A 17212-nucleotide genomic window follows, 5' to 3' on the forward strand; every position below is an offset into this window, starting at 1 on the left:
ATGGCCAGCCAGCCAATAGGAGCCGTGCGTGCCATCACAAAGTCAGTCTGCCCGCGTCGCGCTCAAGCTCGATATCGTCCTTGTCGGGGCCGGGCAGGCGGGGCTGAGTGCCGCCTATCACCTCAAGCAACGGGGTCTGCTGCCGCGCCGCGACTTCCTCGTGCTCGATGCGGCCCCCCAGCCGGGTGGTGCCTGGCAATATCGCTGGCCCTCGCTGACCCTGTCTACCGTCAACCGGGTACACGACCTGCCCGGCATGAGCTTTGCCGCCAGCGCCGGCGGCGACGACAGCGTGCAAGCGGCGGTCGCCGTGCCGCAGTATTTCGCCGCCTATGAGGAGCGGTTCGATTTGCAGGTGCTGCGACCGGCCACAGTCAGCGTGGTCTGCAATCGCGGTGAGCGCCTGCGCATCGAGAGCGATCGCGGCGTGTTTTCCGCCCGCGGCCTGATCAACGCCACCGGCACCTGGGAAAAGCCCTTCATCCCCCACTATCCCGGCGCCGAGAGCTTTGCCGGTCGCCAGTTGCATACCCGTGACTACAGGACCGCCGAAGAATTTGCCGGCCAGCATGTGCTGGTGGTTGGCGCCGGCATTTCGGCGATCCAGCTGCTCGACGAGATTTCCCGTGTGACCAGAACCAGCTGGGTCAGCCGCACGCCGCCGCGCTTTCGCGATGGCAGTTTCACCCCCGAAGACGGCCGCGCCGCCGTCAAACTGGTGGAAGATCGCGTCCGCCAGGGCCTGCCGCCGGGCTCGGTGGTTTCGGTCACCGGCCTGCCGCGCAGCCCGGCCATCATCGCCATGCAGCAGCGCGGCGTGCTCGATCACCAGCCGATGTTCACCGCGATCACACCGACCGGCGTGCGCTGGGAGGATGGCCGTGAACTTGCGGTCGATGTCATCCTGTGGTGCACCGGCTTTCGCAGCGCGCTCGACCACCTGGCACCGCTGCAATTGCGTGAGCCTTCGGGCGGCATCACCATGACCGGCCGCCTGGCCACGCAGGTGGCGCGCGACCCCCGCATTCATCTGGTCGGCTACGGCCCCTCCGCCTCCACCATCGGCGCCAACCGTGCCGGCGCGGCAGCAGCGACAGAACTGCTCGAGCATTTGCGCTGAGGCGGGTCGCCATCGGGCGCTGGCCAATGGCGCGCACCGCAAAACGGTCGAAAACCCATGCTGTCAGCCCTTCCCCACCGCCCCATTAGGGCTTTGTTAACCACGGTGGCAGTTGATGGACCACAGGGATCGTCCCTGATTTGGAGAGACCACAATGGGGCACACCGGCGCGCATATTATTGCCGTGGGCAATGAAAAGGGTGGCTCGGGCAAGTCAACCACCGCCTTGCACCTCGCCGTCTATCTGCTGCATCAGGGCCATCGTGTCGCCACCGTCGACGTCGACAGCCGGCAGCAGACCCTGACGCGCTATGTCCGCAACCGTCGCGCGACGCTCGAGACCACTGGCCGCACGGTGCCGATGCCCCGGCACGTGCACCTGCCCACTGCCTGGGGCGATTCGATCCGCGAAAACCAGCGCACCGAACTCGATATCTTCACCAAGGCGATGGCGGAATTGCGCGATGAGGCCGACTATATCGTCATCGACACCCCCGGCTTTGATGGCAATCTGGCGCGCCTCGCCCATGGCGTCGCCGACACGCTGATCACCCCGATCAATGACAGCATGATCGATCTCGACGTGCTCGCCCGCATCGATGTCAGCACCGGCGAGCCGATCGAAACCAGCCCCTATTCGCGCAATGTGCAGCGCGCCCGGGCCGAGCGCCTGGCCAGCACCGGCAACGGCACCGACTGGGTGCTGGTGCGCAACCGTATTGCCAATCTGGGGTCGCGCAATGCCAGCCAGGTGCAGAGCGCCATCGAGCGCGTGGCGGCCCGGCTGGGCTGTCGCGTCGCGGATGGCATTGCCGAGCGGGTGATCTTCCGCTCGCTGTTTCCCGTGGGTATGACGGTGTTCGATCCGCTCGACGCCGATCTACTCGGCGGCGCTCCATCGATGTCGCATGTCAATGCGCGTCAGGAATATCGCAGCCTGGTCGCCGCCCTGCGCCTGCCAAGGCCATCCAGCGCCCTGTCCGAGCCGCTGCGCCGCTCGGCCTAGCGCCCAAAGGCCCGGACCTGAAAAACGAAAGGCCGGACATTGCTGTCCGGCCTTTTCATTGTGTCTTCTCCTGCGAGAGAGAAGATTGGAGCGGGCGATGGGATTCGAACCCACGACCCTAACCTTGGCAAGACTGTTATATGAGGTACTCGGAGGTACTTGACGGTACTTGAGAAGCCTCAAACCCCTGTATATCCTGGGAAAACTAGGTACTTCATGGATTATCAAGGTACTCCTTGGTACTCAATAGTGGTGCTGCCCCCGTGCTGCCCAGGAGAATACGATAATGGCCACTGTAAAGGTCAAGCTCACCGATGCCGTCGTGAAGGCCGCCGCTCTGCCGGCCGGGAAGAAAGAGTTCGTCGTCTGGGATTCTGAAGTGGTGGGCTTTGGGCTCCGCGTTCGAGAAAGCGCCAAGACATACATCGTGATGTACCGGCCAGTCGGAGCGGGCAGGTCGGTGCCGGCGAGGCGCTTCAAGATCGGCACGCCGGGCAACATCGAAACCGCGGCAGACGCACGTAAGCTTGCGCGGGTGATCCTGGGCCACGTTGCCTCTGGTAAGGATCCGGCGGCTGAGCGCGCCGAGCTTAAACGCCGCGAGCGGGCTAAAATCAGCCAATTGATCGACTCCTACGATCTGGATTTGCAAAGGCGAAAATACGTCGACCGACCCGGCACGATCAGCACGCTTCGGCGCAACCTCCAGCATCTGCTTAATCGTGACGTCGCGCATGTCGCTGCCTCCGAATACGTCACCATTCGCGACCGTATCGCCAAAGACCAGCAAGGTGCGGCCGACAATTTTTGGTCTCGGTGTCGCGCGTTTCTTTCGTGGTGCGTGCGGCAGAAGGTTCTCGAGATCAATCCGATCATCTCGCACAAGTCCGAAAAGTCGACACGCTCCGACCGGCTCGACAAAGAAGACGATGAAGGCGACGTCATTGCTGATGAGCAACTGATTGAAATCTGGATTGCCGCCGGCAATGAGGGCTCGGCATTCGGCCGCTATATCCAGTTCTTGATCCTGAGCGGCTGCCGACGGACGGAGGCGTCGAAAGTTTCAAGGGCGATGCGGAAGGGCGACCTGGTGGTGTTGCCGAAGAGGATTACCAAATCTGGCCGGGATCATAACTTGCCGGTCACGCCGAAGATGAAGGCCTTGTTCGAGAAGTGCGAGAAGGACGCGCGCAGCGACCTGTACTTTCCGAGCTGGAAGACCGGCAAAGAGATGCAGGGGTTCTCAGCGATGCTCGGCCGCTTGCGCATCGCGTCGGGCGTCCACTTCAAGTTTCATGACCTGCGCAAGACCTTCCGCACCGGGTTGGACAAGCTCCGCGTTGACGTCGACATCGGCGCCATCTGCATCAACCATTCCCGAAAAGGTCTAGAGGCCATCTACAACAAAAACTCGGCTCCATCCGAAATGCGCGACGCCTTCACTAAGTGGGCCGATCACATCTCCCAACTTGAGCGGCGCAAGCACCCGTTCGGCAAGCGCTTCACTGGCCCAGTTTTCATCGGGCCACGTAAACCGCAAACCCAGGAAGAAATGGAAGCAGAAATTCGGTTCCAGCAGCAGGATGCTGAGGCTCGCGAGGACTATTACGAAGAGCTCAGGAAGGCGGGCATTGATCCCGATGAACGGCCTCCCGCGCCGCCAGTGGAATATGAAGAGGATTTCTACTGAGTACCTGTGTATGTCAAAGTGACATACAAAAGACTAGCAAAAACAATGACTTGCATGTCGCCCTATTAAATGACATAAAGCTGACGTGCCGCGATCTCTTTCCTGCTTTCCTGTCGTCTCTGTCTTACCCGCTGTGAAACCTCTGCCCTGATTTGGCGGCGCGCCTTTGGTTTTTCAACAGAGACACAACCATGCAGCACGATATCCGCGCGGGTGGCAGCCCGCAGTGGCGTGAGGTCCCCTTACACACCGTTGCCGCGACCTGCGGCATCCTCAAGGTATCCCCGCCTACAGCCTACAAAATGGGTCGCGATGGTCGCTTGGCATTTAAGCGCCTGGGCAATCGCACCATGGTGACCACCGCAAGCATAATCGAGTATCTGGCCTCGGCGCAGGACTGGACGCCGTCCACCCGCGCCACTGCGGCACGCCAGGCCAAATTGCGGGTGGTGCAATGAACGCCATTCATCAGATCGATCCCGCCCAGCCCGTCGATATTGCATCCTTGCCCGGCGACGCCCTGTTAACTCGGCGCCAGCTTGAGCAGATCACCGGCTTTCGCACCCAGACCTTCAAGAACTGGGCAGCCGCCGGCCGCGGGCCGCAAATCACCATCATCGAAAAATGTCCTCGATATCGCGTCGCCGATGTACGCGCTTGGCTCGCCGGCCGGGGGACGAAGTGATGGTCACGCGTCAAACCGAAGCCCATAATGACGCGCCGTTAAAGAACCCGCCGCCGGACAGCAACTACGAGTTTTTCTGGACGGCTTTCGGTTTTAACGACCTCGACTTCGTGTTGCCGGGCGCCTGGGCGCCTCTCGATCAGGAGACGATCTCTGCATTAGTCGACCCCGAAATGCGGGGCATGATGAGCAGGGTCAACCGGCGCCTGATCGAAAACGACTGGGATGCACGGCGCCGTGCTGTGCAGTCCCTGCGGGAGGCCGGCGTCCCGCCGGAGCGGCTGGAGTCTGGTGCAGACCCCAAGGTGATGGAGCTTGTCGATCGGCTGGTTCAAGGAGAGCGCTGCCGGGTATTTGAGAAGTATGGTGGGCCCGTTCAGGCCATTGACCTGCTTCTTCGAGAGTACGGGGAACAATACCTCGATAACCCCCGCTACCGGCGAACCCTGGCCGTGCGCGTCGTCACCGCGGCGCGGTTCACCATTGGACCCCACAGCACCACTGACATTTGCGCCTTCTTGAACCAGGGGCTTCCGAGAGACGAGGATGGTGATGTCCGGTCATCGGTTGCGCACATTGACAGGCACGCGCTGCGATCTGTCGACCGGTCATTTCGAAGGGAGCTGAAGTCCTTTGGTCACGCTCGCATTCAACAGCTGTCCGACGACGTCGCGCTGTTGAATGCCTTTGACAGCCTGCGTCTGCAGGCCATGACCTCCAAAAGCTACCCGCACCTGCGGGGTCTTCGGGGCCGAAGGTTGGCCGAGGCCATGCACGAAATCCAGGATCTGCGGGAGGCGGTTTTCACCACGCGTCAGAAGTCGATCGGATCGGGCGTTTGAATGACGCGCGCAGGTTCATCATTCTCGCCCCCACTCAAGGAGGTCCTCATGCCATCTGTCGCCCTGGTCAGCACTCCCACAGTCGCCCCCGCCCTCACAGTGCGCGAATGCGCCGCATTGGCCGGGAGGTCCCAGTCCTGGGTCAGGGATCAAATCCAATCAGGGGCGCTGCGGGCCGCGCTGGTCGAGGGCCGGTACCTGGTGCCGGGAAAAAGCATGGCACGCCTGATGCAGCGCGTTCGACCGACGCGCTCTGCCAGTTCTTCCTCCGGCGGTCACTTGCGCCTGGTGATCGACAACACCGCTCATAAGAAATGACGCGTTAGCCGCGGGTCGCAACCACAAACGAAACGACCGAGCGCCCCGGCCAGGGCCACTCGGTCAAGAGGTCAATCAACAGTCATGTCCATATCAGAAATCTTCCCAGAAACCAAGACTCCAGACCAGGGGGAGCTGTTGGCGGTGCGTTACGCCATCGTCACCAGCGACCGGCCAATAGCAAAGCGGTTCACTGCCGTCGGCGGCAAGCCGAGCAAGCGCAGCGGCGACGCTCCACTTGTTTCCGGCACTGCGGAAACCTTCAAGCTGGCGGGCAGCGCTTCCGAAATGGCTGCTGGTTTGGCTGCCGATCTCGAGGGGCTCGACGTGAGCCAGGTCCTGATCTGCGTGCCGCCACCGCGTGAGAAGAATACGTGGCCGTTGGTGGTGGACGACAAGGTCGAAGGGACCGCCGGGGCAATCTCCCGCACGAAAAAATACTTCAAGACCCCGGACGGCCCCGGCATCCTGCCTCTTGATTTTGATGTCAAAGAGTATCCGAGCCACATCACCGCCAAGCTCGATGGGCAAACGCTTCGGGCGCCGCTCGAGGCCGTTTTTCCTGAGTTTGCAAGAGCAGCGGATGTGTCCCGCCCATCGATGTCGACGGGCATTCGCCATAAGGGCACCGGCCAGGCAACATCGAGCACGGCTGGATTGCACCGCTATTGCTTTGTTCGCGACGGCCAGGACGTGCCCCGGTTCTCCCAGGTCCTCAAGGACCGGCTGGTCCTGAATGGGTGGGGTTGGGCCCATGTCACCGCGTCGGGGCGCATCCTGATCAAGACGCTGATCGACGTGATGGCATCGATCGATCAGTCGCGGGTTTGGTATGAAGGCCAAGCGATCCTGGAATCGAGCGACCTGGAGTTCATTCCAGGTGCCCGCGCGCCGATCGTGCGGGATGGCGGCTTCCTCGACACAAGCCTGCTGCCGGACCTTACTTCCGCAGAGCGAGACGAGCTCAAGCGTATTGAAGACGATCTCCGTGCTGGGAAGGCCGACGAGGCCGAGCGGACGCGCCTTGAGCATATGCAGCTGCTGCGCGGTAAAGTTCCGGCCCTCACACCCTCCAAATTCACGGCCTTCTCCGAAGACCACGATTGTGCGGTCGAAAAGCTGGTGCTCCAAGGCGATTATCCCATTGTTCTTGACGATGGTCGCGTTGTCACTGCCCGTGAGATCAGCCAAGCGCCGGGACGGTATGACGGCCTGACATGCCCCGACCCGCTCGAGCCGGAATACGGGGCCGGGCGCAACCTGGCGATCATCCTCAACGGCGGGGGCGATACCCGCATCGAGAGCCAGGCCCACGGCGGGATGACGTATTCCATCAGGATGAAGGTCAGCGATGTCTGGGAGTCGGTTGAGGACCCCGTGAAAGAAAAAGAGGGCGATCGCGTCATCATGCCGTCGCCCTTTGTCTGGCGGGACCCCTCCACCATCCAGCCCCGCGAGTGGCTATATGGCGGTCACTATCTGCGCAAATTCATCAGCGCCACCGTCGCGCCCGGCAGCCTGGGCAAGTCCAGCCTGAGCATGGTCGAGAATTTGGCCATGGCGACGAAACGCCCGCTGCTGGGCGTGATGCCCCATGGCCGTTTCAAGACATGGATCTGGAACGGTGAAGACCCCTATGAAGAAGTGGAGCGGCGCGTTCATGGCGCCATGCTCTATTACGGCATCGCCCCGGCCGAGCTGGAAGGCCGGTTTTATTTCGACAGCGGGCGAAGCACGCCGATCACTGTGGCGACCCAGACCAAGGACGGCGCCACGATCCACGCGCCGGACGTCAAAGCGATAAAGCAGGGCGTGAGGGCCCGCGGCGTCGATGTCCTAACGATCGACCCGTTCATCAGTTCGCACCGCGTCACCGAGAACGACAATGACGCCATGTCGTTGGTTGCCCGCACCTGGGCCCAGATCGCTGACGAGCTCAACATCAGCATCGAACTGGTCCATCACGCCAGAAAGCTGGGAGGCAAGGAGGTCACCGCGGAAGACGCTCGCGGCGGCGGGGCGCTGGTCGACGCTGCTCGCGCTGTGCGGACTTTGACGCGGCCCAGCAAAGAAGAAATGCGGTCCCTGGGGCTCGAGGGGGACCCGCGCACCTATTTCCGCTTCGGGCAAGGGAAGGACAATCTTACCGCGCCGGCCAGCAAGAACACGAAGTGGATGGCCCTACGCAGCCAGCACCTGGGCAACGCCACGCCGGAATATACCGAGGGGGACAGCGTTGGCGTTGTCGCCGAATACACGCCGACCGCTGTCTCCAAGATCGTCGAGGGTGATCAAACGCGGGCCATCTTGGACATCTTGTCGAGCGGCGAATACCTCGACAGCGCCAATTCGCGGGATCGTTGGGCGGGCTCGGTGGTCGCTGGAGTGCTGGGCCTGGAGATTTCCGACCCCGAAGACAGGCAAGAAGTGCTTGCCGTGCTCAAGAGCATGAAAGGGTCGGGGCTTATTAAGGCGGTCCACCGCACCGATCCGACCACTCGGAAGCCGCGACAGTACATTCAGGTGACCCCAGCGACTGAGGCCCGGTCGAATGTTTAAACATGAACGATTTCAAAGATTTAGGCGGTTTGCGACAGGTTATTTCACCTGTCGCACTTCCGGGCATGCGACAGGTGCTGTTTGTATGTCACCTTTTGCAGGTCGGTCGGCGCAGGCGAAACCCCAGCAAAACGTGGTTTTTGCGACGATGCGACAGCTAAAAAATACCTGTCGCAAAATACCCGTCGCAGGCTCCATGCGACAGTGCGACAGCCTCCCCTTTAGGGGGCTGGTGCACCTGGAGCGTCGCATTGGAGCAGTCGGCCTTGGATTGCCCAGGAGTGGAGAAACGCCACAAAGGAACAGACGTCCTAGCTGCCTTGACGGAGCGAGACCTCACAGGCCCATCCAAATTATGCGGCTTGGGGAGCGGGCGGCATGAGCGGCAGCCACGACAATCCTTTGACCAGGTGGGCGCTCTCCGATGAAGGACAACTTGTCCTGCACCAGCGGGCACTCGCAAATCTCCAGCTGATTCAATCCATGCCGCGGTGTGGTGCCAAGGCGAAGTCCACCGGGTTGCCGTGCCGCCAGCCCGGTTCCGGGCGCGGTGGGCGTTGCGTCTATCACGGCGGGAAATCGACGGCCGGCGAGACGTGGGGTTTGCGTCAGTGGTCCGACAGTACCTCTCCAGTCGTTGCACGTCGCCAGATGGACAAGGCCAAAAAGGTGGAGCGGGCGGTGGCCGAGCGGGAGCAGCGGTTGGCGGCCATGCCACCCGACGAGCGCGCCCGGTACGATGCGTGGCTTCGCGCCCATGCACCAGGGCCGCAGGATGGTCGAGTTGGCGCCAAGATGCTGGCAGCCCTTGGCTTGGGGCCCGCCCCTTCACCAAACGACATGACCATTGCACAGATGCAAGCCCGGCTCGTTGAGCTCAAGGCAGAGAAGCGGGCCTGGAAGGCCTATTGCGCCCAGAACGGGCACCAAGGAGTGTTTGGGTGAACAGCGAAGACAGAGTGAAGCGCCTGCTGGCATTGGACGAGCGTCTTCTCTATGCGGCCGAACTGGCGACAGAGGTGGCGATCAAGAAGCTCGAGGATCCCCGAACGCCGCCATCGGCAGCGGCGGCCATTATCGGCCAGGTGTTTCGAGCGAACGGTCTGCTCGATGCCAAGAGCGACGACCCCAGCAAGTTGATGGAGCCCCATGAAATGAGCTCCGATCAGTTGAACGCGCGCATTGCTTCCCTTCGGCGAGAGCAGCAGGAGCGGGCGCGCCCTCTTATCGAGGGGGCCGCAGTCAGTCGGTCGCCGGCCAGGCCGTCAGTGCAGGCCGCTGGCAGCAGCGTTTTTGACTAGCTTCCATCCTGCAGGGAATGGAGTAAGATCGCCCCTGCAAGAGCGCCACGGCCAACTGATCACCTCGGCGAGGGTAGTATGGACGTTTTTTCGATGATTGTTGCTGCGGTGACCGTAGCGGTGATGGTGCAAGCCACCCTGGTCGCTGTGGCGGTGGCCTGCATGGCGTTTGCGGCGGGGCCGGCAGCGCTGGGCTGGGTGGTAAGCCGCCTGGTCGCCCCGATGATGACCCCCACACGCTAATCTTCCGGCGCCACCAATGACATCGTCGGTCCGGTGATGAAATCGGTCGACTGTGAGGCTGGCACGGGGGCGTGTTTCGCGTAGTGCTTCTCCGCCGTTGCGGCGCTGATGCCCAGCACCTGGCCAATCGTATAGAACGACACCCCATTTCGCGCCATGAGGGTCGCGGCCGATCTCCGAAAGGCATGTGGCGAGATCCCTGTGGCCTTCGGCTTCTGCCCACGGACTATCTGCTGGTCAGAGAACCCCGCCTTGATCGCAGCAACCTGCAGGCTTCTCCATAGCCCCGCATTGGCATTGCCCAACACCAGGTGGTTCTGCCGTTCGCCGTGCGCGCGCTCGAGCACCAGGCGCAGGTTGCGCGACAATGGCACCGATGCCCGTCTCTTGTTCGTCCTGACCTTCCCAGGCGTGTCCAGGTGAACCACACCTATCTCGAAATCCACCTGCCCCCAGGTCAGTTCGAGAAGCGCCTGCCTGCGGCCGCCGGTTTCGATGCTTAGCCACAGGAACAGCTCAAGCTTCGATAACCGTGCGCCTCGCCTCATGGTCCGCGCGGCGTCTAAGAGCCGCTGAAACTCAGCAATCGTGACCCAGCGCTCCCGCGGTGGGCTGCCTTTCGGCAATTTGAAGTCTGGCAGCATCGAAGCGGGGAATAGGCGAGCGTGCGGACCAGCAGCATATCGAAGTGCTGCCCGCAGATACGCCAATTCTCGCCGGGCGCTGACCGGCTTTGCCACGCGGCCGATCTGGCCAGTGACCCTTGCCGCCACATACCGGTTGACCATGCGCTGATCGATATCAGCCACGTCCGCATCTCCGAAGTGTAGTCGGAGGTTTTGCCAGCACCAATCGGCTTGCTGCTTGCCCGCCAGGTTGGGCTCTACGTGCTGCCAGCGGTAGATATCCCACACGGCGGCGACCGGCTGTCGAGCGCTTTGGGCGCCTAATTCGCTTAATAGTTGGGTGAGATAGCCAATCGCTGCCCGTGCAGAATGTTCGTCCAAAATAGTCCTCCTAAAATCCCCCACTAATCGATGCAATAGAAGTGTAAATAAAATAAACGGTAAACATCCTAGATCAGGACAGTAGTATGGTTTGTATAATGAAATAGAATACAAAACATACTTCGCTTTTATTGTTGCTTAGCCGTTTTTTCTGTGCTCTATCTATTGCAGGCCTGCAAAGCCAGCGAACGCCACAGAGTGATAATGCTTCATTCCTTTTCAGATGTCCGGGGTCCACATGCGAATGTCCAAGCCGCAAGGCTAAAGGCATGTGGGGTCGACTCTGTGGCCGACTTTGCAACCCCGGATGCAAAAAACCGCCTGCAAAGCGGTATTGGAGCCACAGAAAATGAACGTTATCGATCTGGCCGCCGTGCGCGCGGCTCGCAAAGCTTCTGCCTGCACCTTCAGGATCTTTGGTGACTTCAGAAGACCCTCGCCCACCGACGTCGTGAGCGTGGTCGTGGCAGGCGACTTTGATATCGCCGTTGAAATGTTCCGCAACATTGTTGAGGCGCGCAGCGCCTCGACTGCAGAAGTTCAGGCCCTGCCGGCCGAGCTGGATATCGAGGATGACGGCAAAGCCTGGGCCGAAGGCTATGTCACGTATGCCAGCGCGCTGGCGCTACGCGATCTCTGCCAGGCCCGCGGTTTGATCATCGAAGCAGCATGATATGCGGGGCGCCTTGGCGCCCCTTTTCCATTGCAAGAACCGTTCGAATGGACGCTTTTTTGCTGTTTGCGCCCAATGCGTGCCCAACTGACAGGCGCAAGCCTTTGGAATTAAAGGCAAGACCACTGTATTGCTAATCTAGTATACCCTGTTTTCAGAGGGTCAATCGCACCCGCTATCAGTGCACTTGGCCGTATAGGATTGCTGTTTGCCGGGCGATTGATAGGTGCAAGCCAGGATGTAGCCTTGCGCGTTTTCCTCGAAGTCGATGAGGGTCCAGCCCATTGCGTCTTTGTCGTCGCACCACACGTAGTAGTGCGCCGGCTTGCTCGGCGAACACCCAGCAACTACCAGCGCTACCCACGCGATTCCTATCGCACGCATGACGTTTCCTCCCTAGCTGGGGCGCGAGCGTAGCACATGCATCGGCCGCAGGTAGCAAGGCCGACCCCGCCCCCTGCCGGATACTCGAAACGTGCCAAACGGGTACGCGGGCCACGGCCAGAGAAACTTGCAATTCTCCCAAACTTTCAGACACTATGTCTAAGGTTCGACCGAAGAAGGCGTGACATGACGAAGCGCGAGAAGCGGCAGGGTACATGCCAGTTGTTGGGCACCGAAGGGCTTTTTGCTCAGTCGCACATCATCCCTAGGTTCTTGGGGGATAAGGCCTTGGGCCAAGCACATCGAATTGAGTTGGGCGAACTAGGTGCGCGGCCGAGACTGGTGTTCAACAGCTGGACAGACGGAGAGCTATGTAGTCGAAAGGGAGAAGAGCGCCTTCGAGACATCGACACAGAGGCAGCGAAGATATTCCGGAGCCACGGGCTGTCCTGGCGACATTTTCCGTTGGCAGAAAACTCGTCGCGGACTGCCTTGGGCGACGACGGCGTTGAGATAATCACCATCTCCGACGTCGACACTGAAAAGCTGCGTCTGTTCTTTCTGAGTGTCCTTTGGCGCTGCGCTGCTAGTACGCAGTTTCGCTTCGCAGAAATTCACCTTCCATCTGAAGACCTAGACTATCTGCGGCGGGTCATTGTTGGGGAGGTTGAGCCCAAGATTGAAGACTGGCCTGCAACCCTGCTGCTTCTCACTGACGCCGGGGAGCCCCAAGTGCTTGGTCCTATGGCCCAGGAAATCGACATGCAGTCCCTAGGGTTCGATTTGCCTTCAATACCAATCTTTCGTTTCTTTTTTGACGGGCTGATCGTCCACATGGGGCGAAAATCCGGAGACCATGGGCTGTTAGATAACTGGCAGGGGCGGGTAGTAGGCGAAACAGACAGCCTTTGCCTGACTGGACGCCCGTATTTTGGATCCTCACAAGAGGCCAATTTGAACGCATTGATGCATGAAGCCCAGCGGGAACATTCGGACCAAACCCTCCGCATTCTCTCCAAAATCTGGGACATAGATTCCAAGACTCGCGTCAACACACCATAGTCCAGCGTGCAGGCTCCGCGTCAAAAGACATGGCTAAATCGCCCGTTTCATGACGCGCGCAATGGTCATAATTTTCTGGAAGTGGAACAAGCACAGGGCGCGCCAATGCACGCGCATTACAACAGCGACGATGGGATCTTTGACTGTCCCGAAGAGGTCCTCGACGATCCGAACGACGAGGTCGGCCTGATAATCTTTCGGCTCCAGCACGCTGGCCGAGAGCACAACTTCGCTTTCAACGTCGACATGGTGCTTTTGCAGGTTGAGAAGCTGGCGCTCGGCAAAGCCACACAGTCACTCAGCCAGGAGCAGTTTCTTAGGATTAGCGGTGCGCTTGGTGATGCTGCCGAGGCCGGTTATTCGGCGCCGCCGGTTGGGCTTACACCGGACCAGACCATGCACGGTCTTTTGATGCTTGGGCACGCCATTGCATTTTGGCATCTGCCCGAGGTCGAGCGGAACGCGAAGCCCCGCCGGCGATATGCGCTACGGAATGCGCTCCGCATTTTCCGCAACGTGCTCCACAACAGCTGCCTGCTGGTCGATGTTACAGAAGAGGTTGCAGCGCGCTCGTTGCTCCCCGTGCCGAGCGCAATTGCCGACATGCCAGCGCACCCCGAGAATTTGGATTTCCCCTCGGATGCGCTGCTCGGTTTTGTTGAATCCTTCTCGGGATCGTAGGAGGCTTTGATGCTCGCCAACTACGTCAAAGCGCGGTATTCTGGCATGGCACGATCGACCGCGGACTCGTGCCACCGCACCCATCGCCGGCAACCATTGCTGGCTCTTTCAACCATTGGGCCTTTCGTGGCCGTGGGAGGGTGTTCAAGTGGCTCCGCATAGCGATGTTCCGACCACCAGCAGTTCACTGATTGTCTCCGATATCGAGCGCTTCATCGCTCAGGGTATTGCGGAGGGTTTCCCGCAGGCGACCGACTGCTTTATCCACTCGCTCAAGTTGTTGCGGGTGAGTGCCGTAGCCACAAAGAGCACGCCTATCTCGAAGGCCGAGAAGCAGCTGCTACTTCAGCTTTTCGCTCAAATGTACCAGTTCTTGAGTGCCAGCGAATACCGCGAAGCCCTGAAGGATTTCGGCCGGATTTTTGGAGGGGTCAGGTACCTGATCCAATGCTGGGGGCAGCCGCGCAGCGAAGAGAAGCCTTTTGCAATTCAGGGGTCGGTCCTGCAGGGTGCCATCCTCTGCCAGACCATTGAAACAGCCCTGACCTTCCTCTGCCTCACCATCGCGGAACAGCGGATCAATTCAGACCTTACGGCGGCCAGGACCACCCTGTTCCGCTCCCTTCTCGACACTTCAGGTGTCGACATTGATCAGCTGGGAGAGGCATGATGGCGCGCATCATCCAGTTCCAAGGCCGGACAATCCAAGTTCCAGACGGCGCCAGCGACGAGCAGGTGCGCCAGATTTTGCAGGCTCAGCCGCAAACCCCAGAACAAGAACGTGCGTTGGCGCTGGGCCGCGCTCGGCGTCGACGAGAAGAGGCGACAACTTCTGCCACAGCGTCATCGGCTGCCTACACTGACGCACTCGCCGCCGGCAGCGCAGCAAGCCAGAAATTCAACACGCCAGAAGCCAGCGCAGAACCCGGTTTTATGGACAACGTGATGGGTGCGCTCGGTTATGCTGGCAGCACCGCCGCAATCGCGGGTGACCGCTTCGGCGAGGGTATGGCGAATGTTGCTGGCCTGCCGATCGACGCGGCCAACTTCACCATCGAAATGGGCATGCGTGGGGCCGACACCATTCTGCCTGGTGACCAGTCCTGGCTCAAGACGAGCCCGAACCCAATCGGGGGTAGCGAAAACCTGAACGACGCGCGGACGCTATTCGGTACGACGGACTACGAAGCCCCCCAGCCGCAGGACCCTTTTCAGAAAGTTGTGGGCCGCGTTGCTGAGGAAGTAGGTGCGTCGTCACTGCCAGTGGTCGGACTTGCTGCCAAAGGCAGCCAGATGGGGGCGAAGGTGGCAAGAGAGGCCGCAAATCCGCTGGTGAGGACTTTCGTGGCACCGGCAGCTGCAGCGCCCAGCAAGTTCGTTGCCGCCGAAACAGCCGGCGCAACAGCTGCAGGTTTGGGCGCCAGTTTTGCCAACATGTTTGTCGATCGAGACACTCAACAAGGCCAAGTGGCCGATATGGTCGGAGCGCTGGGCGGCGCGGGTGTCTACGGCATTGGCAGCACGTTGGCCAAGGGTCTCGGTCATGCATTCAACGCCATCCGCCAGAACCCCAATTATGTCGATCAGGTCGTTAAAGACGCCGTCGTCGATCGTATAGGCAAGGCCGGCGGTCTCGACGGCACAGACGGCCCGATGGACACCGACGCTCTCCTCGATGCGATTACTCGCAGCGACACGACGCGGCCCTCCGACATCATCCCCGGCTTCGAAGAGAGCCTGGCAGACACCACACAGAACCCCGGCCTCGCGTCGCTGGAATACAGCCGCCAGTCTGGTCCCAATTCCGGCATGTTCACGACCCGTCGCAGCACCAACAACGAAGCGGTCGATCAGGTCATGGAGGCCATCGCGCCCCAGCAGACCCCCGGCGCATTCCGAAGCGAGCTTGAGACGCAGCGCGATCTGCGGCTGTCGGCGGCTGCCGAGGGCACTCAGAACGCCCAGAGCGAGTTCGACCAGTACATCGCGAACCTGTCGCCCCGCATGGCCGCAGAAGAGCGCGGCGCCACGATCCGCGAAGGTCTCACCAACGCCAACCGTTCTGCCCGCGAAGTCGAGAGCAACGCTTGGCAGGGGCTGGACGGTCAGGTCGATCCGAACCCGCTGGCCGATATGCTCGACGAGACACGCGGCGGCCTCACCACAGCACGGCGGCAGGCCACAGCCGATCTCGACCCAACGGTGGACATTCCACGCCAGTTGTCGGGCACGGCAGACGAGCCGGTCACAGAGACCCAGCTGCGCGAAGTCCTCGACATGCGATCCAAGCTGCTCGACGAGCAGCGCGCTGCCACGTCAGGCGAGCGCCCAGACCGCAACCGGGCCAACGCCATCGGTACCCTGCTCGACGACGTCAACGCCTATCTCGACAGCGACGCGGTCGATCCGGCCCTGCGCGCGCAGATCGACGACGCCAAGTCGGTGTCGCGCGGCGTCAACGAGCAATTCAACCGCCCGAACGACCCAATCGCCCAGACACTGGCTCGCAGCGAAGGCCGCCCTGATCTGCCAGACAGCGCAGTTGGCCCACGCTTCGTACAGCCAGACACCAAGCAGGCGTCCAATATCGACCGGCTGTTGGCCGCTACCGACATGACCTCGCATGGCGGCTCGGTGCGCGAAGCCGTGAAGGACGAAATTCTGGGCGGTATCCAGCGACAAGGCACGACGCCGGTCCGCCTGCAGCAGTATCTTGACCAGTTCACCCGAGCGTTTGATCGCTTTCCCGATCTGCGAGCAGATGTCGAAGCGGCAGCGGTAGCCGGTGGGCGCCTGACAGATCGGACCGAAGCTCAGACCGCCCTGACCCGTGATCTCGGGAATTCTGATGGCACGGTTTCAGGCAAAGGCCCGGTTGGACGCTACCTGCAATATTCCGACGCGAACGCGGAACGGGCCGTCTCCGAAGTCCTCAGTGCCAAGGATCCCGCTGCTGCTGCCGACGAGCTTCTGACCTTTATTGGCGACAACCCAAGTGCAGTCGAAGGAGCTCGATCTGCCTTCTGGCAGAAGCTTCGAACGGAAAGCCAAAGCGCCGAGCGGTCGATGAATGGCCCTCGGATGTGGCGCGGCGATTGGCTCAAGTCATTCCTCGACAAGCCGGCGACCGCCGCGGTGGCCGAACGCCTCTACCGCGACAATCCCGAGCATCTTGCCGACATCCGTGCCATTGCCGATGTTCTCGACAACACTGATCTGCGTGTCCGCGCTCGCGCACCCGCATCTTCTGGCACTGCCCAAAGCGTCAACCAGGTTCTGACGCCAGAAACGCTGCAGAGCCGGTTCTATGCCTACATGCGGGGTCAGGTCAGCGGGACGTACCTGGTGACGTCAATCGCCGCTGTCGTTGCGCGGCGCGCGGTTCGGGGCGCCCAAACAGATGCCATCGAACGAATGACAGACAAGGCGCTGCTCAACCCAGAGTTTGCTGCAGAATTGCTCAAAGAGAACAACCCGGCCAACCGCACAGCAATGGCACGCAAGGTGCGCGCATGGCTGGGCAACGAGGCCTCCACATTCATCAATTTGATGGACGCCGAAGACGACCCAGAAGAAGCGGCCCCAAACATAGAGGACCGGACGCAGCCCGATGAACTCATGGACGCGGTTACGAGGTAGGC

The 17212-nt window shown here is 60.9% G+C and carries 16 protein-coding genes; 15 read left to right on the forward strand and 1 reads right to left on the reverse strand.

The window, feature by feature from the left end:
- Nucleotides 1–28: 28 nt before the first annotated feature.
- The 10 genes from ABFY71_RS04085 to ABFY71_RS04130 all read left to right on the forward strand — a co-directional run bounded on the left by ABFY71_RS04085 (nucleotide 29) and on the right by ABFY71_RS04130 (nucleotide 9764).
- Nucleotides 29–1120, forward strand: coding sequence for an NAD(P)-binding domain-containing protein (locus ABFY71_RS04085; RefSeq protein WP_347944786.1), 1092 nt, complete (start codon nucleotides 29–31; stop codon nucleotides 1118–1120).
- 154 nt (nucleotides 1121–1274) lie between these two features.
- Nucleotides 1275–2126, forward strand: a complete 852-nt coding sequence (locus ABFY71_RS04090; RefSeq protein WP_347944787.1) for a division plane positioning ATPase MipZ — start codon at nucleotides 1275–1277, stop codon at nucleotides 2124–2126.
- A gap of 286 nt (nucleotides 2127–2412) precedes the next feature.
- Complete coding sequence (locus ABFY71_RS04095) at nucleotides 2413–3816, forward strand: site-specific integrase (RefSeq protein WP_347944788.1); 1404 nt, start codon at nucleotides 2413–2415, stop codon at nucleotides 3814–3816.
- Between the two features lie 191 nt (nucleotides 3817–4007).
- Nucleotides 4008–4274, forward strand: a complete 267-nt coding sequence (locus tag ABFY71_RS04100; RefSeq protein ID WP_347944789.1) for a helix-turn-helix domain-containing protein — start codon at nucleotides 4008–4010, stop codon at nucleotides 4272–4274.
- The gene (locus tag ABFY71_RS04105) at nucleotides 4271–4501 is read left to right on the forward strand and encodes a helix-turn-helix transcriptional regulator (protein ID WP_347944790.1); all 231 of its coding nucleotides are present in this window, start codon (nucleotides 4271–4273) and stop codon (nucleotides 4499–4501) included. Before ABFY71_RS04100 ends, ABFY71_RS04105 begins: the two co-directional genes overlap by 4 nt.
- Nucleotides 4501–5343, forward strand: coding sequence for a hypothetical protein (locus ABFY71_RS04110; RefSeq protein WP_347944791.1), 843 nt, complete (start codon nucleotides 4501–4503; stop codon nucleotides 5341–5343). The genes ABFY71_RS04105 and ABFY71_RS04110 overlap by 1 nt, the downstream gene beginning before the upstream one ends.
- A 402-nt stretch (nucleotides 5344–5745) precedes the next feature.
- Nucleotides 5746–8220 (forward strand): AAA family ATPase, encoded by a 2475-nt coding sequence (locus tag ABFY71_RS04115; RefSeq protein WP_347944792.1) that lies wholly within the window; start codon nucleotides 5746–5748, stop codon nucleotides 8218–8220.
- A gap of 378 nt (nucleotides 8221–8598) precedes the next feature.
- Nucleotides 8599–9165, forward strand: coding sequence for a hypothetical protein (locus ABFY71_RS04120; protein WP_347944793.1), 567 nt, complete (start codon nucleotides 8599–8601; stop codon nucleotides 9163–9165).
- A complete protein-coding gene (locus tag ABFY71_RS04125) occupies nucleotides 9162–9521 on the forward strand; it encodes a hypothetical protein (RefSeq protein WP_347944794.1) in 360 nt (119 codons plus the stop codon). The genes ABFY71_RS04120 and ABFY71_RS04125 overlap by 4 nt, the downstream gene beginning before the upstream one ends.
- A 78-nt stretch (nucleotides 9522–9599) precedes the next feature.
- On the forward strand, nucleotides 9600–9764 hold the full coding sequence (locus ABFY71_RS04130; RefSeq protein ID WP_347944795.1) for a hypothetical protein: 165 nt from the start codon (nucleotides 9600–9602) through the stop codon (nucleotides 9762–9764).
- On the opposite strand, the gene ABFY71_RS04135 is transcribed toward ABFY71_RS04130, so the two are convergent.
- Complete coding sequence (locus tag ABFY71_RS04135) at nucleotides 9761–10771, reverse strand: tyrosine-type recombinase/integrase (RefSeq protein WP_347944796.1); 1011 nt, start codon at nucleotides 10769–10771, stop codon at nucleotides 9761–9763. The genes ABFY71_RS04130 and ABFY71_RS04135 overlap by 4 nt on opposite strands.
- A 349-nt stretch (nucleotides 10772–11120) precedes the next feature.
- Here ABFY71_RS04135 and ABFY71_RS04140 point away from each other — a divergent pair, with 349 nt between their 5' ends.
- From ABFY71_RS04140 to ABFY71_RS04160, 5 genes are all read left to right on the forward strand, one after another.
- Nucleotides 11121–11444 carry a hypothetical protein gene (locus ABFY71_RS04140; RefSeq protein WP_347944797.1) on the forward strand — a complete coding sequence of 108 codons (324 nt, stop codon included), beginning with the start codon at nucleotides 11121–11123 and terminating at the stop codon, nucleotides 11442–11444.
- Between the two features lie 570 nt (nucleotides 11445–12014).
- Nucleotides 12015–12890, forward strand: a complete 876-nt coding sequence (locus tag ABFY71_RS04145; RefSeq protein WP_347944798.1) for a hypothetical protein — start codon at nucleotides 12015–12017, stop codon at nucleotides 12888–12890.
- Nucleotides 12891–12896: 6 nt separating this feature from the next.
- Nucleotides 12897–13571 carry a hypothetical protein gene (locus tag ABFY71_RS04150; protein WP_347944799.1) on the forward strand — a complete coding sequence of 225 codons (675 nt, stop codon included), beginning with the start codon at nucleotides 12897–12899 and terminating at the stop codon, nucleotides 13569–13571.
- 148 nt (nucleotides 13572–13719) lie between these two features.
- Complete coding sequence (locus ABFY71_RS04155) at nucleotides 13720–14241, forward strand: hypothetical protein (RefSeq protein WP_347944800.1); 522 nt, start codon at nucleotides 13720–13722, stop codon at nucleotides 14239–14241.
- Nucleotides 14241–17210 (forward strand): hypothetical protein, encoded by a 2970-nt coding sequence (locus tag ABFY71_RS04160; protein ID WP_347944801.1) that lies wholly within the window; start codon nucleotides 14241–14243, stop codon nucleotides 17208–17210. The genes ABFY71_RS04155 and ABFY71_RS04160 overlap by 1 nt, the downstream gene beginning before the upstream one ends.
- The last annotated feature ends 2 nt before the right edge of the window (nucleotides 17211–17212 follow it).

The sequence above is a fragment of the Devosia alba genome (genome assembly GCF_039938915.1).
GTDB lineage: Bacteria > Pseudomonadota > Alphaproteobacteria > Rhizobiales > Devosiaceae > Devosia > Devosia alba.

Bases quoted from the DNA above. Each gene is read 5' to 3' on its own strand.
- ABFY71_RS04090 (WP_347944787.1), top strand. From the start codon at position 1,275: ATGGGGCACACCGGCGCGCATATTATTGCCGTGGGCAATGAAAAGGGT.
- ABFY71_RS04095 (WP_347944788.1), top strand. From the start codon at position 2,413: ATGGCCACTGTAAAGGTCAAGCTCACCGATGCCGTCGTGAAGGCCGCC.
- ABFY71_RS04100 (WP_347944789.1), top strand. From the start codon at position 4,008: ATGCAGCACGATATCCGCGCGGGTGGCAGCCCGCAGTGGCGTGAGGTC.
- ABFY71_RS04105 (WP_347944790.1), top strand. From the start codon at position 4,271: ATGAACGCCATTCATCAGATCGATCCCGCCCAGCCCGTCGATATTGCA.
- ABFY71_RS04110 (WP_347944791.1), top strand. From the start codon at position 4,501: ATGGTCACGCGTCAAACCGAAGCCCATAATGACGCGCCGTTAAAGAAC.
- ABFY71_RS04115 (WP_347944792.1), top strand. From the start codon at position 5,746: ATGTCCATATCAGAAATCTTCCCAGAAACCAAGACTCCAGACCAGGGG.
- ABFY71_RS04120 (WP_347944793.1), top strand. From the start codon at position 8,599: ATGAGCGGCAGCCACGACAATCCTTTGACCAGGTGGGCGCTCTCCGAT.
- ABFY71_RS04130 (WP_347944795.1), top strand. From the start codon at position 9,600: ATGGACGTTTTTTCGATGATTGTTGCTGCGGTGACCGTAGCGGTGATG.
- ABFY71_RS04140 (WP_347944797.1), top strand. From the start codon at position 11,121: ATGAACGTTATCGATCTGGCCGCCGTGCGCGCGGCTCGCAAAGCTTCT.
- ABFY71_RS04145 (WP_347944798.1), top strand. From the start codon at position 12,015: ATGACGAAGCGCGAGAAGCGGCAGGGTACATGCCAGTTGTTGGGCACC.
- ABFY71_RS04160 (WP_347944801.1), top strand. From the start codon at position 14,241: ATGGCGCGCATCATCCAGTTCCAAGGCCGGACAATCCAAGTTCCAGAC.